The sequence below is a fragment of the Nocardia otitidiscaviarum genome, assembly GCF_007362295.1.
GTDB classification, from domain to species: domain Bacteria; phylum Actinomycetota; class Actinomycetes; order Mycobacteriales; family Mycobacteriaceae; genus Nocardia; species Nocardia otitidiscaviarum.
In genome coordinates this window covers 3,983,719-4,006,496 of the sequence record NZ_CP041695.1, presented here as the reverse complement: position 1 = coordinate 4,006,496, position 22,778 = coordinate 3,983,719, and the positions used below count along the sequence as shown (strand labels likewise).

At 70.6% G+C, this 22,778-nt stretch carries 21 protein-coding genes; 14 read left to right on the top strand and 7 right to left on the bottom strand.

Annotation, left to right across the window (positions count from 1 at the left end; all coding sequences use genetic code 11):
• Both FOH10_RS17735 and FOH10_RS17730 read right to left on the bottom strand, forming a co-directional pair.
• Positions 1 to 798 (bottom strand): ABC transporter permease, encoded by a 798-nt coding sequence (locus FOH10_RS17735; protein WP_143981574.1) that lies wholly within the window; start codon positions 796 to 798, stop codon positions 1 to 3.
• Positions 795 to 1,646 (bottom strand): MlaE family ABC transporter permease, encoded by an 852-nt coding sequence (locus tag FOH10_RS17730; protein WP_143981573.1) that lies wholly within the window; start codon positions 1,644 to 1,646, stop codon positions 795 to 797. The genes FOH10_RS17735 and FOH10_RS17730 overlap by 4 nt, the downstream gene beginning before the upstream one ends.
• 290 nt (positions 1,647 to 1,936) lie before the next feature.
• Between FOH10_RS17730 and FOH10_RS17725 the strand changes: the two genes are divergently transcribed.
• On the top strand, positions 1,937 to 3,103 hold the full coding sequence (locus tag FOH10_RS17725) for an alpha/beta hydrolase (RefSeq protein ID WP_143981572.1): 1,167 nt from the start codon (positions 1,937 to 1,939) through the stop codon (positions 3,101 to 3,103).
• A gap of 13 nt (positions 3,104 to 3,116) precedes the next feature.
• On the opposite strand, the gene FOH10_RS17720 is transcribed toward FOH10_RS17725, so the two are convergent.
• Positions 3,117 to 3,920 (bottom strand): SDR family oxidoreductase, encoded by an 804-nt coding sequence (locus FOH10_RS17720; RefSeq protein WP_143981571.1) that lies wholly within the window; start codon positions 3,918 to 3,920, stop codon positions 3,117 to 3,119.
• 294 nt (positions 3,921 to 4,214) lie between these two features.
• Here FOH10_RS17720 and FOH10_RS17715 point away from each other — a divergent pair, with 294 nt between their 5' ends.
• Entirely contained in the window at positions 4,215 to 5,258 is a 1,044-nt protein-coding gene (locus FOH10_RS17715) for an AraC family transcriptional regulator (RefSeq protein ID WP_143981570.1), read from the top strand.
• A gap of 5 nt (positions 5,259 to 5,263) precedes the next feature.
• Here FOH10_RS17715 and FOH10_RS17710 read toward each other — a convergent pair whose 3' ends face one another.
• From FOH10_RS17710 to FOH10_RS17700, 3 genes are all read right to left on the bottom strand, one after another.
• Complete coding sequence (locus FOH10_RS17710) at positions 5,264 to 5,683, bottom strand: hypothetical protein (protein ID WP_039815275.1); 420 nt, start codon at positions 5,681 to 5,683, stop codon at positions 5,264 to 5,266.
• 141 nt (positions 5,684 to 5,824) lie between these two features.
• Positions 5,825 to 7,201, bottom strand: coding sequence for a HAMP domain-containing sensor histidine kinase (locus tag FOH10_RS17705; protein ID WP_244961259.1), 1,377 nt, complete (start codon positions 7,199 to 7,201; stop codon positions 5,825 to 5,827).
• Entirely contained in the window at positions 7,198 to 7,863 is a 666-nt protein-coding gene (locus FOH10_RS17700; protein WP_143981569.1) for a response regulator transcription factor, read from the bottom strand. Before FOH10_RS17700 ends, FOH10_RS17705 begins: the two co-directional genes overlap by 4 nt.
• Positions 7,864 to 7,939: 76 nt before the next feature.
• On the opposite strand from FOH10_RS17700, the gene FOH10_RS17695 reads away from it, so the two are divergent.
• The 3 genes from FOH10_RS17695 (at position 7,940) to FOH10_RS17685 (ending at position 12,060) form a co-directional block, all read left to right on the top strand.
• Positions 7,940 to 9,889: a glycoside hydrolase gene (locus FOH10_RS17695; RefSeq protein WP_143981568.1), complete on the top strand. Its 1,950-nt coding sequence runs from the start codon at positions 7,940 to 7,942 to the stop codon at positions 9,887 to 9,889.
• 97 nt (positions 9,890 to 9,986) lie between these two features.
• On the top strand, positions 9,987 to 10,559 hold the full coding sequence (locus tag FOH10_RS17690; protein ID WP_143981567.1) for a TetR/AcrR family transcriptional regulator: 573 nt from the start codon (positions 9,987 to 9,989) through the stop codon (positions 10,557 to 10,559).
• Positions 10,560 to 10,860: 301 nt separating this feature from the next.
• A complete protein-coding gene (locus tag FOH10_RS17685) occupies positions 10,861 to 12,060 on the top strand; it encodes a Cmx/CmrA family chloramphenicol efflux MFS transporter (RefSeq protein WP_143981566.1) in 1,200 nt (399 codons plus the stop codon).
• A 376-nt stretch (positions 12,061 to 12,436) separates the two neighbouring features.
• Here the strand turns inward: FOH10_RS17685 and FOH10_RS17680 are convergent, their stop codons facing one another.
• Entirely contained in the window at positions 12,437 to 13,198 is a 762-nt protein-coding gene (locus FOH10_RS17680; RefSeq protein WP_143981565.1) for a 3-hydroxyacyl-CoA dehydrogenase, read from the bottom strand.
• A gap of 292 nt (positions 13,199 to 13,490) precedes the next feature.
• On the opposite strand from FOH10_RS17680, the gene FOH10_RS17675 reads away from it, so the two are divergent.
• The 9 genes from FOH10_RS17675 (at position 13,491) to FOH10_RS17635 (ending at position 20,814) form a co-directional block, all read left to right on the top strand.
• On the top strand, positions 13,491 to 14,099 hold the full coding sequence (locus tag FOH10_RS17675; protein ID WP_143981564.1) for a hypothetical protein: 609 nt from the start codon (positions 13,491 to 13,493) through the stop codon (positions 14,097 to 14,099).
• Between the two features lie 14 nt (positions 14,100 to 14,113).
• Positions 14,114 to 14,983, top strand: coding sequence for a MinD/ParA family ATP-binding protein (locus FOH10_RS17670; protein ID WP_029924304.1), 870 nt, complete (start codon positions 14,114 to 14,116; stop codon positions 14,981 to 14,983).
• The gene (locus tag FOH10_RS17665) at positions 14,980 to 15,624 is read left to right on the top strand and encodes a hypothetical protein (protein WP_143981563.1); all 645 of its coding nucleotides are present in this window, start codon (positions 14,980 to 14,982) and stop codon (positions 15,622 to 15,624) included. Before FOH10_RS17670 ends, FOH10_RS17665 begins: the two co-directional genes overlap by 4 nt.
• A gap of 183 nt (positions 15,625 to 15,807) precedes the next feature.
• Positions 15,808 to 16,098 (top strand): hypothetical protein, encoded by a 291-nt coding sequence (locus FOH10_RS17660; protein ID WP_029924306.1) that lies wholly within the window; start codon positions 15,808 to 15,810, stop codon positions 16,096 to 16,098.
• Entirely contained in the window at positions 16,098 to 16,367 is a 270-nt protein-coding gene (locus FOH10_RS17655) for a hypothetical protein (protein ID WP_029924307.1), read from the top strand. The genes FOH10_RS17660 and FOH10_RS17655 overlap by 1 nt, the downstream gene beginning before the upstream one ends.
• Before the next feature lie 17 nt (positions 16,368 to 16,384).
• Positions 16,385 to 16,996, top strand: a complete 612-nt coding sequence (locus tag FOH10_RS17650; protein ID WP_143981562.1) for a DUF8175 domain-containg protein — start codon at positions 16,385 to 16,387, stop codon at positions 16,994 to 16,996.
• Complete coding sequence (locus FOH10_RS17645; RefSeq protein WP_143981561.1) at positions 16,993 to 17,823, top strand: DUF8175 domain-containg protein; 831 nt, start codon at positions 16,993 to 16,995, stop codon at positions 17,821 to 17,823. The genes FOH10_RS17650 and FOH10_RS17645 overlap by 4 nt, the downstream gene beginning before the upstream one ends.
• A gap of 34 nt (positions 17,824 to 17,857) precedes the next feature.
• Positions 17,858 to 19,327, top strand: coding sequence for a hypothetical protein (locus tag FOH10_RS17640; protein WP_143981560.1), 1,470 nt, complete (start codon positions 17,858 to 17,860; stop codon positions 19,325 to 19,327).
• The gene (locus tag FOH10_RS17635; RefSeq protein ID WP_143981559.1) at positions 19,324 to 20,814 is read left to right on the top strand and encodes an SCO6880 family protein; all 1,491 of its coding nucleotides are present in this window, start codon (positions 19,324 to 19,326) and stop codon (positions 20,812 to 20,814) included. Before FOH10_RS17640 ends, FOH10_RS17635 begins: the two co-directional genes overlap by 4 nt.
• The last annotated feature ends 1,964 nt before the right edge of the window (positions 20,815 to 22,778 follow it).

Sequence of the window (22,778 nt, the reverse complement as noted above, 5' to 3'; positions counted from 1 at the left end):
CTACCCCGGGAACTCGATGGCCGAGTCGACGCCCCACAGCAGCAGCGTCAGCACCATGTCCAAGCCGACGATGGCGACGAAGCTGGCGCGCACCGCCCGCCCCGAGGCGATGCCGACACCCTCCGGTCCGCCGGAGGCGAAGAAGCCGTAGTAGCAGTGGATGAGAATGACCGCGACGCCGAACACCAGGATCTTCACCACCGCCGCGACGATGTCGTAGCCGCTGGTGAACTGGAAGAAGTAGTGGTCGTAGACGCCGCCCGCCTGGCCGTGCAGCAGCACGATCACGGTATCGCAGGCCAGATACGACAAAATGAGCGCGATCAGGAAGGTCGGCACGATCGCCACCGCCCCCGCGATCACCCGCGTGGTGACCACGAACGGGACCGAGCGCAGGCCGAAGGATTCGATGGCGTCGATCTCCTCGGAGATGCGCATGGAGCCGATCTCGGCGGTCATCCGGCAGCCCGCCTGCGCGGCGAACCCGACGGCCGCGGCGATGGGGGCGAGTTCGCGCGTATTCGCGAAGGCCGACACCACGCCGGTGACCGAGCCCAGCCCGAGCAGGTCCAGGGCGGCGAAGGACTGGATGCCGACCCCCGCGCCGATGGCGATGCCGAGCACCACCAGCATCGGCACCGTGCCGCCGCCGACGATGAACGAGCCGCGGCCCCAGGTCATATCGGTGATGGTGCGCATGGTCTGGGCGCGATACCGCGCCAGCGTCACCGGGATCCCGGCGAGTGCCTGCCACACGAAGCCGACCGCGAATCCGGCGTTCTCCAGTGGACGCATCATGCCACCCGCATCGGCAGGAACATGGTGACCACCTGCGTGATGGCGAGATTCACCACGATGATGGCCGCCACCGACAGCACCACCGCGGCATTGACGCCGTCGGCGACGCCGCGCGGCCCACCCCGGGCCTCCAGCCCGCGCTGACAGGCCACGATCACCACGATGAATCCGAAAAGCATTGCCTTGCCGAGGGAAATCCAGACGTCCGCGAGAACGGTGAACGCGCCGAATGTCGCCCAGTAACTTCCGGGCGTCACATTCTGCGCGCCGATCGCCACCCCGTATCCGGCCAGAATGCCCACGAATACGATCAGGATATTGAGCAGCGGTGCCACGAAAAGCATGGCCGCCACCCGTGGTGCGACGAGTCGGTGCACCGGGTCGATACCCATGACGCGCAGGGCGTCGATCTCCTCGCGCACCGTGCGCGCCCCCAGATCGGAGGCGATGGCCGAGGCCCCCGCACCACCGAGCAGCAGTCCGGTGGCAATCGGCGCGCCCTGCTGGATGACGCCCAGACCGCCTGCCGCGCCGAGCAGTGAATCCGCGCCGAGCTGGTGGATCAGATTGCCCACCTGCACCGAGACCACCACGCCGAAGGGAATCGCCATGAGGATGGCGGGCAATGCCGTGACGGTGATGAGATACCAAGCCTGATGCAGCATTTCGCGCCAGGGGAAGGTGCGCGCCACCATATCGGTGACCGCGCCGCGCACCGATTCGACGGCCAGGTCCACCGTGCGGCCGAAGGTGCGCAGACTCGATATCGCGGTGGCGGAGAAGTTCTTTCGGATGATGCGCAGGGCCGAGGCGGTCTCGCCGCGCGGGGATGCGGACTCGGGCTGCACGGCCGCTCCCTCCCTCGGTTCCCGTGCCGAGGCGGTGTGACTCCCTCGACACCCGCTCGCTGGGCAGGCGTCGGCGAGGAGGCAGGATGGCGACACGGCCGACGCAGGCGCGGACCCGTCATGCGCCGGTGCTCCGGCGGGCCGCGCGGGGTATCCGCTTTCGAGGCTAACGGAGAGGTTCGGGGCTTATTGCCGTAATGCGCGGCGCAATTCGACACTGTTACCGGAATGGCGGTTTCTGTCGGCGTGCCGTCGCGCCGGGCGCGGCGCGGCATGGATTAATAGCGCGCATGATCGTTCGCTGGCTATTCGCCTTCGTGGCGGTACTGATCGCGGCGGTAATGGGAACGAGCACCTATGTCATCGTCCGCTACCCGATATCCGATCCGCTGGTGCGGCTGTCGGCGGTGGTCAGCAATTACGGGCTGTTCCTGATTCCGCTCGGCATCGCGGGCGCGGGGCTGGCGCTGCTGGCCCGGCTGCGCGGGCACGCCGTGGTTCGCTGGCTGGGTGCGCTCACCGCGCTGGTGTGTGTGGTGGGTGCGGCGGCGGCCGTCGTGCCGCTGGTGGCGTCTTGGCGGGAGGCGCAGCGGCAGGGGGCGAGCCTGTCGTTCGGTGAGTACATCACGGCGGGATCGAATACCGGATCGCTGGATCCGCGGTTCGGGGTCGGCTACAACGTCGTCGACGGCCGGGAGTTGCTGCTCGATGTGAAACTGCCGTCGGGAACCTCGGATTCGCCGCGTCCGGCCGTGGTGTGGGTGCACGGCGGCGGCTGGGCCGAGGGTGATCGCGCGCAGTCACCGCGCTGGCACGAGTGGCTCAACGAGCGCGGCTACGCCGTCTTCGCCATCGACTACCGGCTGAGTCCGCCGCCGCGCTGGGATCAGGCGCCCGCCGATGTGAAGTGCGCGATCGGCTGGGTGAAACAGCACGCCGAACGCTACGGTCTCGATCCGGAGCGGGTGGTGGTGGCGGGCGCTTCGGCGGGTGGGAATCTGGCTCTCGTGGCGGCGTACTCCGACGACCGTGTCCAGCCCAGCTGCGCGGTCACCGATACCGCGGTGCGGGCGGTCGCCGCCCTCTACCCGGCCACCGACCTGCGGGCGGGCTGGCACGATCCGGACCTGGTCGCGGGAACGCGGGAACTGTTGCGCGACTACACCGGTGGCACCCCGGAGCAGGTGCCCGAGCGTTACGCGGCGGCCGCGCCGGTGAGCTATGTGCGGCCCGGGCTGCCGCCGACCCTGCTCATGCACGGCACGCGCGATCACGTGGTGCCGCACGCCCAGTCGGCCCAGCTGGCCCGGCTGCTCGCGGCGGCCGGTGTGGCACACGAGCTGCTGTCGATTCCGTACGGCGAGCACGCCTACGACATCAACTGGGGTGACTGGGGTACGCAGCTGTCCCGGCACGCGTTCGACCGGTTCCTGGACCGGCACGCGCGGCCGAATTGAGTCCCGGGCCGGGTCAGCGCTTCAGGCCGTAGGCGGCGGCGATGGCCTTCTCCATGACCGTGCGCGGCAGCAGCCGCCGCACCGCGAACAGCAGCGGGGCGTTGCTGCCCACGGCGTACAGCGGTTTCGGGCGGTCCGCCGCGACGGCCCGGACGATGGTCTCCGCGACCCGCTCGGGCGTGATGCCCTCGGCCTGCTTGCGATCCAGCGCGGTCATGAAGCGCGTGAAATCCGCGGTGTGTGCGGAACCTTCGTCGAGGTATTTGGTGCGGCGCTCGCGCAGGCCGGTATCGATCTGCCCCGGTTCGACCGTGGTGATCCAGACGTCGAAGGGTGACTCCTCGAATCGCGCGGCGGTCGCGAAGCCGCGCAGCGCCGCCTTGGTCGCCACGTACGAGGAGCGGTACGGCATCGGGAAACTCGCGAGCATGGAGCCGACCATGATCACCCGGCCGCGGCGTCGCTCGCGCATTCCGGGCAGCACGGCCTGGGTGAGGGCGACGGGGCCGAGCACATTGAGCCGGAACAACCGCGCCACCGCGTCGCCGGGGAGTTCGGCCAGCGGCCCGGCCTGGCTCTCCCCGGCATTGTTGATCAGCACGTCGACCGGGCCGAGTCCGCGCGCGAACTCCGCGATGGACGCGTCGTCGGTGAGGTCGAGGGCCCGGTACTCCACGCCCGGCACCCGATCGGCGTCCGCAATGCCCTCCGGGCTGCGGCTGGTGCCGATCACCCGGTAGCCGCGGGCGGCCAGCGCCGCCGCGGTGGCCTTCCCGATTCCGGACGATGCGCCGGTGACGACGGCGGTTTCCTGCACCGCGACCTCCTCGTGCTCTGGTGTGCGCCCCACCCTACTGGGCGCGGCGGCGCAGCTCTTCCGGGAACGAGGTGACTGAGACAGCAGGTTCCGATTGTCGCGCCATATCCCCTGTTCGGGGGGATTTCACCGGTTCTGTCCGGTATCACTGGCGGTCTAGCGGTCTGGGTCAGTTGGCGTTCGGTCTTGTGTACACCACCGTTCATTTTGTAGGTTTCGTCACAGGGAACGGTTGGTGTTGATATCTGTCGCCAACCCGCTGGGACAGTTCGACGGCGATGAGGGAACGGGTACATGTGTGACTGGGATCTGCTGCGGAATACCTCCGGGGTGCGCGTTCTGACACGACTGGCGGAGGAACGGGGGATGCCCGCGGCGGACTGCCTGGCGGGTACCGGGCTGCCGACGACGGCGCTGGTCGATCCGAGCGCCGAGATCACGGCGGGCCAGGAACTCACGGTCATGCGCGCTCTGCTCGCGCGCTTCGGTCGGGAACCGGGACTGGGGGTGGCGGCGGGCGCTCTCGACCACGTCGGCCTGCACGGCCCGTGGGGTCTGAGCCTGATCGGCAGTCGCACCCCGCGCGATGCGGTGGACGTGGCGCTGCGCTACGTGGACCTGTCCTTCGTGGGCGGCGGGCTGTCCTTCGAGGAGTCCGAGGGTGAGGCGCGGCTGCGGTTCGACGGTGACGAGGTGCCCGCCGACGTGCGATCCTTCCTCGTCGAACGGGTCATGACGGGTGTGCTGCTGCTCGGGCGCGAACTGTTCACCACGGGGGTTCCCGTCCGCCGCATCGGATTCCGGCACCGCCGCCCCGCCGACACCACCCGCTACCGCGACATCCTGGGCATCGAACCGACCTTCGACCATCCGGTCGACGAAATCGCCTTCGACAGCGCGTGTCTGGACAGCGCGCCGCCGCGGGCCAACGAATGGGCGCGCAGCACCTGCGAGCAGCTGTGTCGTGAACTGCTGTCTCGCCGCCAGGCCCGCACCGGGGTCGCGGGCGCGGTGCGGGATCTGCTGGTGCGTGACCCGGCCGAGATCCCGGACCAGACCGCCGTGGCCGCCCAGCTGTACATGAGCCAGCGCACGCTGTCGCGGCGACTGCACGAGGAGGGCACCTCCTTCCGGGCGCTGCTGGACGAGGTCCGCCAGACGCTCTCGGAGGAACTGCTCGACCACACCGATATGACCACCGAACAGGTCGCCGCCCGCCTCGGCTACGCGGAGGCCGCCTCGTTCATCCGCGCCTTCCGGCGCTGGAAGGGCTGTCCGCCACAGGAATACCGCGCTCGCGGCCCGCGCGCCTCCGCTCGGACACCGGCCCTGGTGTAGCGCGTTCAGGCGAGGCCGTGGATGCGGTCGTTCCACGCGTCGGCGAGGGTCGCCAGGCGATGCCACGCGGTGTGGACCCGTTCGTCGGAGGCGCTGGCGGCGGTGCGCAGCACGGTACTGGCGTGCACCTGGGCCGCGGCCATGCGATCGACGGCGGTGCCGAAGGACCCGCGGCGCTGCGCGGCGCGCGGGACATTGCGCCGCACCCACTCGTCGATATCGGCGATGAGTTCGGCACGGACACCGTCGATCTCACCGGCGTGCTGGGGATGACCCTGCGATACCAGGTGCAGCTGCGCCAGCGCGAAGGCGCAGCGGGTGACGGGGTGGGTACCGGGCTGCTCACCGATATGGCCGCAGAAGGCCGCCAGTAGCTCATGCCAATCCGGAATGACGGTGCGGCGCAGCGTGACTCTGGCGAGCATGGCGAACTCCTGTCCGGTACCGCGGCCCCTGCGGGGGGAGTAAGTGATCCAAGTCATCCGGAGTGAATTCGCGGTGTATCCCTGGTGCACCCGACACGGCGGCTGGCCGAATCTCGCGCCGCCCCAGCATAATGCGGGCGGTCAGCGCTCGGTGCGGGCCGTGGGGAAGGACAGCCGGAATTCCGCGCCGTGGCCGAGTTCGGAGGCGACGGTGAGCTGGGCGTCGTGTGCGGCGGCGACCTGGGCCACGATGGCCAGGCCCAGACCGTGGCCGGGTGTCGAGCGGGCGGTGGGGGAGCGGTAGAAGCGGTCGAAGACATGCGGCAGGTCCTGTGCTGCGATACCGGGGCCGCCGTCGCGCACCGACAGGCACCGGCCGGTCAGCTCCACCCGGACCGTGCCGTGCGGCGGACTGAATTTGGCGGCATTGTCGAGCAGATTGGTGACGGCGCGGGTGAGCCGCTCGGGGTTGCCGTACACGGTGGTCGGTTCCAGCTCGGTGTCGAAAGCGATAGCGGGCCAATGCCTTCGAGCCTGGTCCAGGCAGTCCCGCACCAGCGTGTCCGCGCGCAGGTCCTCGAACGGCACCCGGGGTGCGGTCGGATCGTCGTCCCGGGCGAGGTCGATGAGGTCGGTGACCAGGCCGGACAGTTCCTCCGCCCGCACGCGCAGCGCGGCCGCCGTCTCGTCGAGGTGTTCGGGGGACAGCCGCCGGGCGCGGCGCAGCAGATCGATATCGGTGCGCAGCGCGGTGAGCGGGGTGCGCAGCTCGTGGGAGGCGTCGGCGACCAGACGCCGTTGTGCCGCACGGGCATCCCGTTCCGCGGTGAGGGCCGCGTCGAGTTCGTCGAGCATGGTGTTGACACTGGCGGCCAACCGGGCCAGTTCATCGGATCCGGTGATCGCGATGTGCCGGTCCGGGTTTCGGGTGCGCGCCACCTCCTCGGCGGCCCGGGTGAGCGTTTCCACGGGGGCGAGTGCGCGGCGCGCCAGCGTGGTCCCGATGACGGCGGCCAGCAGGGTGCCCACCCCCGCCGCCGCGAGCAGGGCGAGACCGACCCGGCGCTGTCCGGTGGAGACGGTATCGGCGCGCTGCGCCACCTGGACGGCACTGCCCGGCCGCAGCGGCGCGGTGTACATGCGCATGGGGAGGCCGTCGGTCGTGAAATCGCTGAAGTACGCCGCCGCGGAACCGTTCGCGACCGCACGGGTGCGGTCGTCCACCGGCAGCGTGTCCTCGGGCCGGGTATCCGATTCGACGATGCCGTCGGCCGTCACCACCTGGACACAGCTCGGGGCGGCGAGGTAGCGGCAGGGTCCGGAGAGGGCGGCCACCGCGGGCTCGGTCGCGAACTGCCGCGTGATCCGGGTGGCCTCCCGGCGCAGACCGGTGTCCAGGGCGCTGTGCAACTGGTGGCCCACCACCAGATAAGCCGCCGCCGCCATGCCCGCCAGCGCCCCGGCCATGGCGAGCACGAAGAACGCGGCGATCCGGCCGCGCAGCCCGAGCCGCCTCACATCCGCCCCAGGCGGTAGCCGATACCGCGCACCGTGTGCACGAGTGGCGGCAGCTCGTCGATATCGAGTTTGCGCCGCAGATAGCGGATGTAGACCTCGAGCGAATTCGAGGTGGCCGCCCGTCCCCACACCCGCTCGACCAGCATTTCGCGGGGCAGCGCCTGTCCGGCATTGCGCAGCAGGACCTCCAGCAGCGCGAATTCGGTTCGGCTGAGCTCGATGACGCGTCCGCCGCGGCGCACCGTATGGGCGGTGGTGTCCATGACCAGATCGGCGCAGCACAGCACCGCACCGTCCGCGGGCTGGGTGCGCCGCACCAGCGCCCGCACCCGCGCCAGCAACTCATCCAGATCGAAGGGTTTGACCAGGTAGTCGTCGGCGCCGGCATCCAATCCGGCAATGCGGTCGGCGACGGCGTCGCGGGCGGTGAGCATGAGGATCGGGGTGCGGTCGCCGCGCGCCCGCAGCGTGCGGCAGGCGGTCAGGCCGTCCAGGAACGGCATGACCATATCCAGCACCACCACTCCCGGCTGCCAGTCGGCAATCGCAGTGAGAGCGGTCGCGCCATCGCCCACCCCGCGCGTGTCGTAGCCCTCTGCGGCCAGGGCCCGCACCAGGGCGTCGCGCACCGCGGCCTCGTCGTCCACCACCAGCACCCGCATGCCACGGCATCATACGGACGGCCCCGAACTGGGCGTTCTCATCCAACTCTCATCGGAGACCGTGAGCGTGGCGGGTATGAGATGGCGGAAACCTCGACGCATATGGGTGCTGCTGATGCTGTCCGGACTGGTCGTGACCGGATCCGCGGCCTGCTCGCGCCCGCCGGAGACGAACGCGCCGCGCGTAGATGGCAATCGGGTGGCTATCACGGTGGACGGCGGAACGGCCGAGATCGACACGGCCTCGCTGGCTGTCAGCGCCGAGACGGGCGGGCAGCGTGTGGAGCTGTCCGGCCCCGCCGCCGGACTGGGGACGGCGGGCGCCGTGCGGACGGACGGCGAGAGCGCGCAGTGGACCTACCCCGACCGAGGCTGGACGGTCACCGCCAGCGGACAGGACGGCCGCCTGCGCGTCACCGTGCACAGTGCGCGCCCGGGTCGCCTGATCTGGCCGATCACCGGCGGTGACCCCGCCGCGCGCTCCCTGCAGATCCCGCGCGGCGAGGGCCTGTCGTTGCCGGTGCGGGATCCGTTCTGGAACGGGCCGGACGCGGGGCTGGTGGACAGCCCGCTCACGCTCACCTCCGGGCTCACCATGCCGTTCTGGGGGTATCGGCTGGACGGGCGCGGTGTCAGCTACCTGGTGCCCACCGATATCGGCAGCACGCTCACGGTGCGGTCGGTAGACGGCAGCCTGACAGCCGCTGCCGCACACGATTTCGACGATCGCGGCGACACCGCCGATTACACGGTCACCTTCGCGCTCACCGACGATTCCCCCGTGGCCGCCGCGCGGGACTATCGCGACTGGCTGCTGCGGCACGGCGAATTCCGCTCGCTGCGTGCGAAGATCGCGCGCAATCCGGAGGTGGTCCGGCTGCTCGGCGCGTTCCACGCCTACGTGTGGGGTGAGGCGCGCACGCCCGAGGCCGTCGAGCGCTTGCGGCAGCTGGGCATCACCCGGATGTGGCTCGGCTACGACTCCGATGATTCGCCCATGAGCGCGGCGGCCGTCGCGGCCGCGAAGAACGCCGGATACCTTGCCGGGCCCTATGATTCGTGGGCCAACGGGCAGGATCCGGCGACCGCCGACAATCCCGGCTCGCGCTGGCCGGGCTCCACCTGGCCGGACGGCTGCGTCCGCGCGACCGACGGCACCCCAGAAACGGGCTTCGGCGGCCGGGGCTGCTACCTGAGTTCTCAAGCGTTGCACCAGGTTCCGGACCTGTACCGGGACCGCTACGCGCAGGTCACCGGCAATGGCGCGAACACCTATTTCCTCGATGTGGACGCGGCCGGAGAATTCTTCGACGACCACAGCGTCGATCACCCGATGACCGCGCGCCGGGACCGGGACAATCGGCTCGCCCGCCTGCGCTGGCTCGCCGAGGACCGCGGCCAGGTGCTCGGCTCGGAATCCGCGGGTGCGTGGGCGGCGCCGGTGCTCGACTTCGACCATGGCGCGCAGACCCCGGTCTCGGACCGGCTGTGGGCATTCCAGCGCGATCGCGCGGTCTGGGGCGGCTACGCCCCCGCGAACGCGCCGCGGACCTACTTCCAGCCGGTCGTGCTGCCCGACCAGCTGGCGCGGGCCATGTTCGATCCGGCCTACCGGGTGCCCCTGTACGAAACCGTGCTGCACGACTCGATCGTCAACACCGACCGCTGGGAGTTGTCCTACGACAAACTGCCGCAACAGCAGACGATGCGGGCCCTGACCGCCATCCTGAACAACACCCCGCTGAACTTCGTGCTCGACGGCGACACCCTGGCCGAGCGCGGCCCCGACATCGCCCGCCTGCAACGCTTCTTCGCACCCCTGCACGAGGCCGCGGCCACCCTCCCCATGACGGACTTCCGCTGGCTCACCGACGACCACCTGGTGCAGCGCACCGTCTTCGGCAACGGCACCCTCACCGTCACGGCCAATTTCGGCACCGCCGAGCACGACGGGCTGCCGGGTGGTTGCGTGGACGCCGCGCTCGCGGTCGACACCACCGCGCGTCGCCTGTGCCCGGCCGCATGAGCGACGACGATCGGGAACGCCACTGCGGCCCGTCGGGACGACCGGGGCTCGGACCCATTTTGGACTGGTCCATACAAAACGTGCTAGCGTCGGTCGCATGGCGCGACCCAAGCAGTTCGACGAGGAGAGGGCGGTGGACGCCGCCATGCGGGCCTTCTGGCGTGCGGGGTACGACGGCACGTCCACCCAGGAACTCTGTGCCGCTACCGGATTGGGGCGGAGCAGTATCTACAACACCTTCAGCAGTAAGCACGATCTGTTCCAGCGGGCGCTGCGGCGGTATATGGCGGACAAGAACGCCGATACGTTCGCGGTGCTCGACGGGCCGGGGCCGGTGCGGGACCGGATCGCGCGGCTGCTGGAGTTCATCATCGATGCCCCGGAGGGGGATCCGCTGGGGTGTCTGGTGGTGAACGCGACCGTCGAACTGGGGGAGCGGGATCCGGAGATCGCGCGGTTGCTGCGTGCCGACGAGGAGCGGCGGCTGCTCGCCCTCGCCACCGCCATCGCCGAGGGGCAGCGCGCGGGGGAGATCAGCGGCGACCGGGACCCCCGCGATCTGGCCCGGTTCATCGTCGCCACCATCGGCGGTATGCGGGTGGCCGCCCGGGGCGGTGCGGACCGGGCGGCGCTGGCCGCCATCGCCGAGGTGGCGTTGGGCTGCCTGTGAATCGGCGCTCGGTGCTGTGCGTCGGCGAAGCCGTATTAACCGTGAAGCCGGGTCGCTGGTGAAGCCGGGTCGCCGGTGAAGCCGAGTCGCTGGTGGCGCGGGCTGGCTGGTGAACCAGCTCTGATTGTCGCTCCGCTCCGGGGCGACAGGGCGGCTCATCGCCCCGATTCGACGGAGATGTCACTCGATCCGACGTAGCGCCTGGCGCGGTTCGCCCAGCGGCGACCCGCGCGGATCGCGCCGTCCTCATTTTGAACCAATCGATCCAAAACATGCTGTCCGACAACCGAAGGGAATTCCGATGCCAGTGGCCGTCTACATCCTGGGCCTGTCCATATTCGCCCAGGGCACATCCGAACTCATGATCGCCGGGCTGCTCACCGAAATGGCAAGTGACCTCGGTGTTTCCGTGCCTCAGGTCGGACTGCTCATCTCCGCCTTCGCAGTGGGCATGCTCATCGGCGCGCCGATCCTGGCCGTCGCCACCCTGCGCTGGCCGCGCCGAACCGCACTGCTGGCCTTCCTCGCCGTTTTCGCCGCCGCGCACGTCCTGGGCGCGCTCACCTCCGACTACGGGGTGCTGTTCGCGACGCGCGTGGTCGCGGCCTTCGTCTACGCCGGTTTCTGGTCGGTGGCCGTGGCGACCGCGGTCGGTCTGGTGGCGGAGAACGCACGCGGGCGCGCGCTGAGCGTGGTGGCCGGCGGTCTCACCGTGGCGACCGTCGTCGGACTGCCCGCGGGCACGGTCATCGGACAGCATCTCGGGTGGCGGGCCGCGTTCTGGGCGGTGGCGGTGCTGTCGATCGCGGCCATGGCGGGGGTGATCGCCAAGGTTCCGGACGTGCGTCCGGCGGTCGCGCCGCGCGTGCGCACCGAGGTGCGTGCCCTGGCCACCCTGCCGGTCTGGCTGCTCTACCTCACCACCGCGCTGGCCATCTCCGCGCTGATGGTCACCTTCGGCTACCTCGCCGCCTTCCTCACCGAGACCACCGGGATGTCCGAAAGTTGGGTGCCCGTCGTCCTGGCCGTCTACGGGATCGGCAGTTGCCTGGGAATCATGGTGGGCGGTCGTACGGCCGACGCCCATCCGCTGCGCAGCCTCACGGTCGGGATCACCGGACTGACCGTCACCTCGGCACTGCTGGCGCTCGCCGCGCACCACGTCGTGCCGGTGGTGCTGCTGGTATTCCTGTTGGGCGCGTTCGGTTTCGGCGTCAACCCGGTGCTCAACAGCCGCGTCTTCACCCTCGCCCCGGGCGCGTCCACCCTGGGTGCGGCCGGAAATGTGGCGGCGTTCAATATCGGCATCACCGTCGGCCCGTGGCTGGGCGGCGTGGCGCTGGGCGCGCACTGGGACTACCCGGCACTCGCCTGGATCGGCGTGGCCCTGGGCGCTACCGCGCTGGCCGTAGTCGGTTGGTCGAGCGCACTGGCCGCACATGCGGTGCCCACCGATGGCGACGCCGTGCTCGGCGCGGAGCCGATATCGGTGCGCGCGTAGCGGGATTGCGGTCGAGCCGAATCCGGTCGATGCTCCGTTTCGAGTCGTGCCGTCGCGCCGGATCGAATCCGACTGCCGGATCCGGCCCGAGGTCGGTCGATGGAACCGCTCGAGGTCGGTCGACGGAACGGCTCGACGTCGGTCGACGGGACGGATCGAGTTCGGTCGATTGCACCGGATCGGTCCGATCGACGCGTGACTGGTCCAGGGGCCATTGTCGTGGACGGCCTCGGCGTGGCGGCCTCTCGACGCGGGCGCGGCCGACGCGCTGATTCGGGACTCGCCGGGCGAGACTCCGGAGGGGGGCGCGCGGCCGTGGGCGCGGTGAGAGCCGGTCGGCCCCGGGATCTCGGAACCGGGGCCGACCGGCGGCGGATCAGCGCGGCGCCATCCGGATGGCGCCGTCGAGGCGAATGGTCTCGCCGTTGAGCATGGGGTTCTCCACGATGTGGCGCACCAGGGCGGCGAATTCGGTGGGGTTGCCCAGCCGCGAGGGGTGCGGCACCTGTGCCTCCAGCGAGGCGATGGCCTCATCGGAGAGCGTCGCGAACAGCGGGGTGCGGAACAGGCCGGGCGCGATGGTGTTCACCCGGATCTTGTAGCCCGACAGGTCGCGCGCGATCGGCAGGGTCATGCCGACGATTCCACCCTTGGAGGCCGAGTAGGCGGCTTGACCGATCTGGCCGTCGTAGGCGGCCACGGAGGCGGTGTTGACGATGACGCCCCGTTCGCCCTCGGCCTCCTCGGTGGCGGCCATGCGCTCGGCCGCCAGACGGATCACATTGAACGACCCGATCAGGTTGACGTTGACCACCTTGGTGAAGGCGTCGAGCGGGAACGCGCCCTTCTTGCTCACCGTGCGGATGGCATTGCCGATTCCCGCGCAGTTCACCGCGATTCGCAGCGTGCCGAGTCCGGCGGCGGCGTCCAGCGCGGCGGTGACGTCCGCTTCGCTGGTCACATCGCCCGGTGCGAAGGTCGCGCGCTCGCCGAGTTCCTCGGCCACGGCCTTGCCGTCGGACGACGGAAGATCGAGGATGACGACCGAGGCGCCGGCGCCGTGCAGCTCACGCACGGTGGCCAGGCCGAGTCCGGAAGCGCCGCCGGTCACCACCGCGACGGTATCTGCTGTCTTCACAAAACCTCCTGTTACTAGGTCTTGTTAATGTAGATTCTCGGCTTCTGGTGTGGAAGGGGGGTACCCCACAACCCCTTTCACGGCGGTAGTTACCGGTGAGTATCAAGCCGGGGGTGAAGCATGGTACCGGTCGGTTCACGAGTTCCGTCGAATTTCTGAGGGTGATTTCCGGCGCGTCGGGAGGTGGGAATCCGCCTGATACGAGAGAATTTCCAGTCGGGACCGTGCCCGAGGACGGCGCGCCCCGCCGCGACCACACCGAAGCTTCACCGACCGCCGAGAGGGTACGACGATGCCGCACGACGCGCCTCGCTCCGCGGAAATGTTGAAGTCGTACAAAAAGATGTCGCGCTGGTATCCGGCGCTGCCCCCCGAAGACGGGGCCGGCGCCGAGGACGCGCACGTCGCACCGGTATTCGGCGACGACGGCGGAACGGGCGGATTCCCGCACTACATCCGCGACGACGATGTCGAGGTCGTACCCCCCGTCGACGAGTCGCTGTTCCGGCGCAGTCACTACACGGGGCGCTGGTCGGACTGGGTGACCGATCGCGCTCCGGCCTTCCGGCTGCGCGAACGTCCGGCCGATCTACTGCCCTTCCCGGCCGACCTCGACGGCGGGCACGACGACAGCGGGAACGAGGAGTTCGACGACGCGGCGCTATCGCGGGCGGCGTCGGACTCCGCCGAGGCGCGCGGCGCGAAAGCCGCTGCCGCATCGGCGAAGTTCCGGCGTCGCCGCCTCGTCGCCCTGGCCGCCGTCCTGATAGCCGTTCTGTTGCTGGCCCTCGCGGGCGGCGTTGCGCTCTATGTGCTCCATTCCCGTGGCGCCACAGCGCAATCCGTGGGCACCATGGTTGTCGGCGGTCGCACCACCACGCCGGTGATCCCGGCGGGATAAGAGGGAGCACGGACATGGATCAGGACTGGAGCCGCTGGCTCGACGAGACCCCCGAGGAGGGTGAGCCGTCGGGTCGGCCCGCGCGCGCTCCGGTGGTACGCCTGCGCAAGCGGCGCGAACACTCCGGCGACGGCGAACCCGACCCGCGCCCGATCCTGGTGGTCGGCGGCTGCGGTGGGGCCGGAACCACCACCACCGCACTCGGGCTGGCCGGGGAGTTGAGTTCGGCCGGAGCGCAGGCGGCGGCCGTGGACGCCACCTCGGCCGGCAGTGATCTGGCCCTGCGGGGCGCGGACGAACACCTGAGCCCGATCAGTCTGCAGGCGTGGCTGTACGGCCGCGGGGACGGTGAACCCGCGCCGCTGAAGGAATGTCTGTCGCGCGCCACCTCCGGCATCGGACTGCTCTGGCGCGACGCCGCCCCGCTGCGCCGCCGCGCCACCTACCTGACCGTGGCGCGCGGCATCCACGACTCCGGCTACACCGGGGTGTACGACGGCGGCAATCCCATTGCCAGCCGCCATCTGCGGCCGTTGCTCGAGGACGCCGATATCGCGCTGGTGCTCGCCATTCCGGCGCGCGCCGACGCCGCCAACCGGCTGCGCCTGACCCTGGAGTGGCTCGACGACAACTTCAGCGGACAGGGCGAGGGGCAGGGCGACGGCATCGTCGGCGACACCGTGGTGGCCGTGTCCCATCAGCTGCCCCACGGTGACTCGCGGGTCGCTGATCATTTGCGGGAACATCTCACCGGCTGGGTGCGGGATATCCGTGAGATTCCCTACGATCCGCACCTCGCGCGGGGTGAACTGGTGCGGCACAGCGACCTCGCGCCGGAGACACGCCGTGCGTATCGCCGCCTGCTTGCTGGAGTGGCATCATGACCGCAGCCATGAAGGAACGCCGATCCGAACCCGCCATGGCGGCAGGTGTCGTGCCGCCGCCCGAACCACTTCGTGCACCCATCTGGGACCGACCGGTCCCCGGCGCCGGACGTGCTCCGCTGGTCTGGCTGCTGGGTGTGCACGGCGGGGCGGGCACGTCCACGCTCGCGCATGTGCTTGCGCCCGCGGCGGATTCGCATCGCCGCTGGCCCGGAGGTTTCGACCGCGAATCACCGTTCGTCGTACTCGTCGCCCGCGAAACGATCTCCGGCCTGAGCCGCGCCCACGACCTGCTGCGCCAGCACCTCGCGGACCTCGCCGGTCCCTGTGAGGTGCTCGGCCTGGTGACCGTGGCGGCGCGCCCGGGCCGCATCCCCGCGGAGATCCGGCGCTACCGCGATCTGGTGGGTTCGCTGGCCGGTCAGGTGTGGCAGGTGCCGTGGCACGAGGAGTGGACGCTGGTCGAAGCCGACCAGTTGCCGGTCTGGTCGCCCGGTGACCCCCTGCCGCAGCAGCGGAAGCGCAAATCCGATCCGCTGCACGAGGTTCCGCTCGATATCCGCGAGCTCGGTGCGGGCATCGTGGCGGCGGTCCGGGAGGCGCTCGCCGAACCGGACCCGGAATCGGACGACGACGACTAGACCCCGGGAGAGCGATATGCGCCGAACACTCGATCTTTCGCCCCGCCCGGGGTCATGGGATGCTGTAACCCGCAGCGTCCCTTCGCATTTGGATAAGACCATCGGGTCGGTCGCTGCCGGGGCCGCGCGGGCCACGGTACGCGACAGTGTGATCGACGATGTGCTAGTGGAGAAGGACAGATCATGAGCATGCTCCTCGCCGTGCACGACGCGTACGGTGCCGTCCTCGCGCAGGTCGGGAATCCGACCCCGGAGGCCCCGCCCGCGTCGGACAAACTATTGAAACTTGTTCGGTATTTCACCTGGTTCGTGCTGTTGTCCGGAATCCTCGGAATCACCTACGCGGGCGGCAAGTTCGCGTGGGAGAAGTGGACAGGAGGCGGTTTGGAATCCCCGAAGATGGTGGCTGGCGCCATGATCGGCGGCATCATCGCCACCAGTGCCGGCACGATCATGAATGCGGCGATCGGCTGATGTCCGCCTCCGCGGTGGTCACCGTGCTGGCCTACAAGCAGATGCCGGCGGACGTGATCCGGCCGATCATGCAGCTGATCGACTGGCTGCTGTGGTGCGTACTGCTGTTCTGCATGGCGTGGATGATCCTGTCCGCGGGCAAGCTGTGGTACGCGTTCCGCGGCGATATGGCCGCCAACGAGGCGACGCACGGGGTGGTGATGAGTCTGATCGGCGCCATCATGGCGAGTTCGGCCAGCGGCATCGCCCTCGCGTTGCTGCCGACCTAGGGACGCAACGGATTCCGATGGCTCCCACCCACGCCCCCGCCCGCCTGCGCCGTGCCGTCGGCGTCCTCGGCGTCGCCGTGCTGGCCACCGCCGGCTGCGACGGCGAGGTGGCGGACCCGTCCGCGCCCTCCGGGGTGCGCTGGCAGGTGTACCAGGGGGTGTCGCTGCCGCATACCGACCAGGGTCCGAGCAGCGACTCCGGCGGCGCCGCAACGGGTTTCGAACGATCCCGAGCCGGTGCCGCCGTCGCGGCGATCACCCACACCATCCGACTGCTGGTGGCCACCGACACACAGTGGCCGACCGTGCTCGACGCCGCGGCGGTACCCGGCCCGGCCCGGGACGGCTGGGCGGTCACCAGAACACAACTGTCCATCGCCGGGCCTGCCGCACCGGAGTACGCGCCGCGGCTGCTCGGCTTCCGCATCACCGGCTACACCGAGGACAGATCCACCGTCGATGTCTACACCGAATACGCCGACAGCTCCCGGGCGGTGAGCCACACCACCGTGGAATGGTTCCGAGACGATTGGCGGCTGCGGCTGCCAGAGCCCGACTCGACCGCCCCGACGGTCGAGGCCATCGATGAATTGCCCACCGACATAGTGACCGTGGAGGCACCGAAATGAGCGAGAAGGAGCCGTCCGAGCGCGGCGGCGTCTCGTTCGGTGTCATCGCGTCCGCTGCCCTGCTCGCCCTGATCCTGATCGCGGGCGTGGTCATGTGGGTGGGCCGCGACGACGACCCCGGCGAACCCGCGGCGACGGGCGACGCGCCCCCGGCCGTGGCGGGCGACACCGGGGCCACCGGATTCGCCCAGCCGGAGGTCGACATCTTCGGACGGCGCGTGGACGTGCCGAACAATCCGGCGGGGCAACCACTGACGCAGGACACCTCCGCCCGGCGGGAGCCCTCCGATCCGGACTGGCTGACCGCCGCGCCGCGCGGCACCACCGGGCCCGGTGGCTGGCAGCGGGTATTCGGGGCGTCGGTGCCCTTCTCCACCTCCGACGGCCCGACCCGCCTGGAAGACGGTCTGGCCGTGGGGTACTCGCACACACCGCAGGGCGCGGTGCTGGCGGCGGCGCAGATCACCTATCGGCTCAACGCCCGCCCCGCCGACCGCACCCTGTACGTGCGCCAGGTGCGGGTGTCGGCCCAGCAGGTCGCCGCCTACGACCAGGCGCTGGCCGACGAACGGCTGCCGAAACAGCAGCCGGAGAAGGTGACCCGCTACCTGGTGGCGCCGGATGCCTTCCAGGTGGAGAACTACGCCGACGACATGGCGATCGTGCGGCTGGCGGCGCGCGGTCCCGTGGTGGACGGCAGACAGCTGTGGGCGGCGGTACGCCTGATCATGGTATGGGACGCGGGGGACTGGCGGCTCAAACCGGCGACGGCGCGCGGCTCGCAGACCGAATACGTGGATTCGCTTGCGGGGTGGACGAAATGGTGAATGACCTGGCAGCAGATCAGGAGAGGTGGATCACATGCTGAGGCGCATCGTCACGATCCTCGCGGTCGTGTTCACCGTCATGATCGCGACTCCGACGGTATCGCACGCTCAGTACGGTTTCGACCAGGCCTGCAACGAATTACACGACTCCCTCGACGGCCTCGGCATCCCCGGCATCTCCCTCGGTGACGCCGCGTCGGCGGCGTGCAAGGCCGGCAATGTGGCCACGCACCCGGGCGACGCCGCCGCGGCCGTCCGGGACAAGGCGTGGGACTCCACCTTCGGCAAGGTGGTGGACTCGCTCATGAACGGTTTGGGCGAGGCGTTGATCCTGGCGTTGACCTTCTGGATGAAGGTGCCCAACGAACGGGTCTCGGACTCCGGGGCGCTGTTCACGAAGATCAACGACTACACCTATCAGGCCCAGATACTCCTACTCATGGTGTCGGTGATCATCTCCGGGGCCAGACTCGCGGAAGCCAAACGCGGGGCGGCCATGAGCGAGGCCGCCGAATCCTTCCGCATGTTCGCTCGCGTGATCTTCAGCTCCTGGATGCTGGGGGCGGTGATCGTCGCGGGCACCCAGGCGTCGGATCGCTTCTCCGAGTGGGTGATCAACGACGCTACCGACGGCAACGCGCAGAACCTCGCCGAACTCATGGTGAAAACCGCCAAGCTGCAAGCGTTCTCGCCGGGCTTGGTGCTGATCATCGCCATCGTCGGCCTGCTCGGGGCGCTCGCGCAGATCGTGCTCGCCATCGTGCGACAGGGGTTGCTCGTGGTGGCGGCGGGCGTCCTGCCGCTGGCCGCGGCCTCCTCCGGGACCAATACCGGCAAACAGGCGTATCCGCGCCTGATCGCGTGGATCATCGCCTTCATGCTCTACAAACCGGTGGCGGCCATCGTCTACATGATCGCCTTCACCACCGCCGGGCACGTGGACGAACTCACCACCACCGCGGGGCTGCCGGACGCCGACCAGGCGCAGCGCATGCTGGTCGCCATCGTGCTGCTGTGCAGTGCCGCGTTCGTGCTGCCGGTGCTCATGCGGCTGGTGACCCCGGCGGTGTCCATCGTCGGCAGCGGCGGTTCGGGTCTGACCGCCACCACCGGCACCCTGGTCGGCGTCGCCGCCCTGGGCGCGGTCGGCACCCGTGCGGTGGCGGTGAAGTCCACCGCCGCACCCGGCACCGCCGGATACGTGAACCGCGGCGGCAAGCCGCCGGGCGGAACCGGAGGTGGCGGACCGCGACCCGGAGGCGGCGGGGGCGGACCGCGGCCGACACCGCCGCCGCGCGGTGGTGGCGGGGCCGCGGCGGGCAATCCCCAGGGCGGCGGGCAGGCAGGCGTACCGTCCGGTGCGTCCCGAGTGGCGGGCCGGGTCGCGTCCATGCGGTCCGCGACCGCCGGAGCCAACCGCGCCGAAACCGCCATGGGCGATATGGCCGGTGACCGCTGGACCAACCGTTCACCCGACCTCGGCAGGAGCACCATTCCGCGATGACCACCACCGAGAGCTACGAGCGCCGCGCCTACGGGCTGTGGCAGAAGCCGCGCAGCGCGGGCCTGTTCGGCCTGCGCTGGGGCGAGACCGTGGTCGGCTTCGCCGTCGTGATCACCGCGCTGCTGACCGCGCTCGTCGCCGGGCCGAAACCCGCGTTCGTGGTGGCGGGATTCGGTCTGGTCGTGATGGTTCCACTGGTCTGGCGGACGGGGGGCCGCTCCGGATACGAGAACGGATTGATGATGTTCCATTGGTTGCGTGGCCGCAGCAAGGGTGAGCATGTGTACCGCGGCGGTCGGTTCTCCCGGATTCCGGGCGGCGTCACCCGCCTGCCGGGCCTGATGGCCCCGTCGCGGCTCTACGAGGGCATCGACGCGGGCGGGTACAGCTTCGGCATGATCCACCTACCGCAATTCGGGCAGTACACGGTGGTGTTGCGCGCCTGGCCGCAGGGGCACGAGGCGGTCGACCAGCCGGTCATCGACCGCTGGGTGTCGGCGTGGGGCACCTTCCTGGCCTCACTGGGGCAGACCTCCGACATCGTCGCGGTGGTGCCCGTCATCGACACCGTCCCCGAGACCGGAAACCGTTTGCTCACCGAGGTTTCCGCCATCACCCGGCCCGAAGCGCCCGATCTGGCGCAGCAGGTCATGTACGAGCTGGCCACCGAACTGCCGCAGGAGCGGGTGCAGCTGCTGCCGCGCGTGGCCATCACGTTCAAGGCCACCACGGCGGAGCGGCGCAAGAATCCTGCGGAGGAGGCCGTCGAGATCGGCCGCCGCCTGCCCGGCATCTGCGCGGCGCTGGCCGAGGCCGGGGTGCGCGCGCAACCCATGTCGGCCGACGAGGTGATCTCCTTCATCCGGCGCAGCTACGATCCGGCCGCGCAGGCGGATCTGGAGGTGGCGGCGGGCGAACCCGGTGGGCACGGGCTGGATTGGGCCGATGCCGGGCCGGTGTCGCACGAGGAGCGCTGGGATCACTTCATCCACGACGGCGGCCGGTCGGTCACCTGGGAGATGGACACCGCGCCCGAGGGTGCGGTGGACGAGCGGGTGCTGCAACGGCTGCTCGCACCGAATCCCGAGGTGCCGCGCAAGCGGATCGCCATCGTGTACCGGCCGCACTCCGCCGGTGACGCCGCCCAGATCGTGGACGACGACTACAAGAACGCGCTGGTCGCCCAGCAGAGCGAGCGCGGTGTGGTGTCGGCGGCGGCCACGCTGCGGGTCGGCGCGACGCAGCAGGCGCGCGAGGAGCAGGCGCGTGGACACGGTGTCACCCGATTCGGCGCGCTGGTCACCATCACCGAGCCGCTGCGCGGTGATCTGCCGCGGATCGAGGCCATCACCCGTGACCTGTCCACCCAGGCCCGACTGAAGACCCGGCGCTGCTACCGCTACCAGGCGGCCGCGTTCGCGGCCTCGCTCGGCTGCGGCGTCATCCTGCCGGAGCACGCCACCATCCCGAAAGCGCTTGTGGGGTAATCCACCATGGCCCGTGACGTCGAACCACCCGTCCGCGAACGCGATGCCGCGCCCACCCGGCGCGGCGGTCGCCGCGACATCCCCAGCCTCCCCGTGGAACCCGCGGAGACGCCCCGGGACCGCGCGCCGTCGGAACCCGCCGACCTCCGCCAGGGCCAGCCCCGCCGCCGCGACCACGAACGCCCCCGCCGCGGCACCCTGCCCGACCGCCGCCTGCTCCGCCGCGAGCCCCCCGCCGACCCCGAGGCCCTGGAACGCGAACGCGCCCGCGAAGCCGCCGCGGGCGCCCGCGCCGTCCCCCGCGACCCGGCCCGCCGCGAATCCACCAGCGCCCCAGCCACTTCGAACTCGGCCCCTGCGGATCCCGCCGCTTCGAACCGAACCGCGGACGCCGCCGCTTCGCGCCGAACCGCGGATCCTGCCGCTTCGCGCCGAACTGCAGACTCCACCAGTTCGCGCCGAACTACAGATCCCGCCGCTTCCAGCCGAGCCGCCGCGGACCCTGGTGCGCCGAAGTCCCGAGACCGCCGCACCCCTGATTCCGGCCGCCCCGCACGGAGTCCCGCCGACCCCGACCGCCGAACCGAACCCGCCGCCGACCCCACGCGCGCCACGAGGTCCGCTGCGCCCGACACGCGGTCCGCTCCGCGCGCCTCGAGGTCCGCTGCGCCTGACGCGAACTCCGCTCCGCGCGACGTGGCGGGTGCCCCGCGAGCCGCTGGCCCCAAGCGCGGAAGAACGGCCAGCGCCGCCCCACCGGAGCGCTCCCCACGAGACGGCTCGGCCCCTACGCGCGGAGCGCGCGACGATGCGACGGCCGCGCGAGGAAGGCGTGACCGCGCGAACCCCCCATCGCCGCGGACCGACGCGACATCCGCGCGTTCAGCCCGTGACGCTGCGCGTGGCGACGTGACCGCTGGACGAACGCGCCGCGATGATGCGACTGCCGACGGTGACCCGGGAGGCGTGGAGACTTCCGCGCGGCCTGCGGCGAGTCCGGCGCGGCCGCTGAGTGATTCGTCCGAAACATCCGCGGCACGTCCCGAATCACGTCTGGCGCGCGTGCGGCGCGCCCTGTTGCCGAGGCGTTCCGCCCGCAAGTCCGAGCCGCAGGACCCGGCACTGTATCCGTCTCCAGCGACGGGCGAGTCCAGCACGGCCGCCGAAGAATTCGCCCCGCTCTACACGGACCGACCCGGGCACGCCGGTGCCGATGCGACAGCACTCGGTGACGCGACCCGACCGGCCACGCGGGAACACACCCGGAACACCGCCGATATCGGCCCCGGGCAGGCGCGCCCGAGCAAACGGGGGCACACCATCGGCGACGTGCCCGCCGCGACGGACGCGGCGGACGGGCACGAGCGACACGTCGCGGCCGGTGAGCATGACCACGCGGCAACGGAACCGGCGGACCTCCACGCAGCGGGCGGTACGGACAAGCCTGCATCGGTAGATCGGCTCCCGGCCGAGCACGAACACGGCGCGGACGTCGGCGCAGCCGGGGACGGCCATACTGCGGAGGCGGAAGCCGCCGCCGATACCGCGGGTCGGCGGGCCGCGGCGGCTCCGGCTTCCCGGCGAGAGCGCAGCCCTTCCGAAAACCCGGCGCGAGCGCCGCACGATGAGCTGAAATCCGATGTGGCCGTACCGAATTCGACCGGCGCAGCGGATCTCGACAGCACCCACGCCCCGGCAACCCCGGCCACCGGCCGCAAGCGCGCCGACAGCACCCGAACGGAGCGCAAGCACACCGCCCCCGATTCGATGGCACCGAGCGGCGCGGACACCTCCGAGCCGGCACCGTCGCACCGCCCCGCGAAGAGCGCGCGAGCAGCGTCGAACCCCGCCGCCGGTGCCCCCGACGCAACGGTCACCCCACCCCGGCGTGGAAAGCTGAGCCCACCGACCCTCTGGGACGACGACGAACCCGCTGCGGGCGGCGAAACCGATATGCGCCCATG

Bases quoted from the DNA above. Each gene is read 5' to 3' on its own strand.
- FOH10_RS17675 (WP_143981564.1), top strand. From the start codon at position 13,491: ATGCCGCACGACGCGCCTCGCTCCGCGGAAATGTTGAAGTCGTACAAA.
- FOH10_RS17715 (WP_143981570.1), top strand. From the start codon at position 4,215: ATGTGTGACTGGGATCTGCTGCGGAATACCTCCGGGGTGCGCGTTCTG.
- FOH10_RS17700 (WP_143981569.1), bottom strand. From the start codon at position 7,863: ATGCGGGTGCTGGTGGTGGACGACGAGGCCGCGGTGCGCGACGCCCTG.
- FOH10_RS17650 (WP_143981562.1), top strand. From the start codon at position 16,385: ATGGCTCCCACCCACGCCCCCGCCCGCCTGCGCCGTGCCGTCGGCGTC.
- FOH10_RS17645 (WP_143981561.1), top strand. From the start codon at position 16,993: ATGAGCGAGAAGGAGCCGTCCGAGCGCGGCGGCGTCTCGTTCGGTGTC.
- FOH10_RS17655 (WP_029924307.1), top strand. From the start codon at position 16,098: ATGTCCGCCTCCGCGGTGGTCACCGTGCTGGCCTACAAGCAGATGCCG.
- FOH10_RS17710 (WP_039815275.1), bottom strand. From the start codon at position 5,683: ATGCTCGCCAGAGTCACGCTGCGCCGCACCGTCATTCCGGATTGGCAT.
- FOH10_RS17695 (WP_143981568.1), top strand. From the start codon at position 7,940: ATGAGATGGCGGAAACCTCGACGCATATGGGTGCTGCTGATGCTGTCC.
- FOH10_RS17685 (WP_143981566.1), top strand. From the start codon at position 10,861: ATGCCAGTGGCCGTCTACATCCTGGGCCTGTCCATATTCGCCCAGGGC.
- FOH10_RS17660 (WP_029924306.1), top strand. From the start codon at position 15,808: ATGAGCATGCTCCTCGCCGTGCACGACGCGTACGGTGCCGTCCTCGCG.
- FOH10_RS17670 (WP_029924304.1), top strand. From the start codon at position 14,114: ATGGATCAGGACTGGAGCCGCTGGCTCGACGAGACCCCCGAGGAGGGT.
- FOH10_RS17665 (WP_143981563.1), top strand. From the start codon at position 14,980: ATGACCGCAGCCATGAAGGAACGCCGATCCGAACCCGCCATGGCGGCA.
- FOH10_RS17635 (WP_143981559.1), top strand. From the start codon at position 19,324: ATGACCACCACCGAGAGCTACGAGCGCCGCGCCTACGGGCTGTGGCAG.
- FOH10_RS17735 (WP_143981574.1), bottom strand. From the start codon at position 798: ATGATGCGTCCACTGGAGAACGCCGGATTCGCGGTCGGCTTCGTGTGG.
- FOH10_RS17690 (WP_143981567.1), top strand. From the start codon at position 9,987: ATGGCGCGACCCAAGCAGTTCGACGAGGAGAGGGCGGTGGACGCCGCC.
- FOH10_RS17640 (WP_143981560.1), top strand. From the start codon at position 17,858: ATGCTGAGGCGCATCGTCACGATCCTCGCGGTCGTGTTCACCGTCATG.
- FOH10_RS17725 (WP_143981572.1), top strand. From the start codon at position 1,937: ATGATCGTTCGCTGGCTATTCGCCTTCGTGGCGGTACTGATCGCGGCG.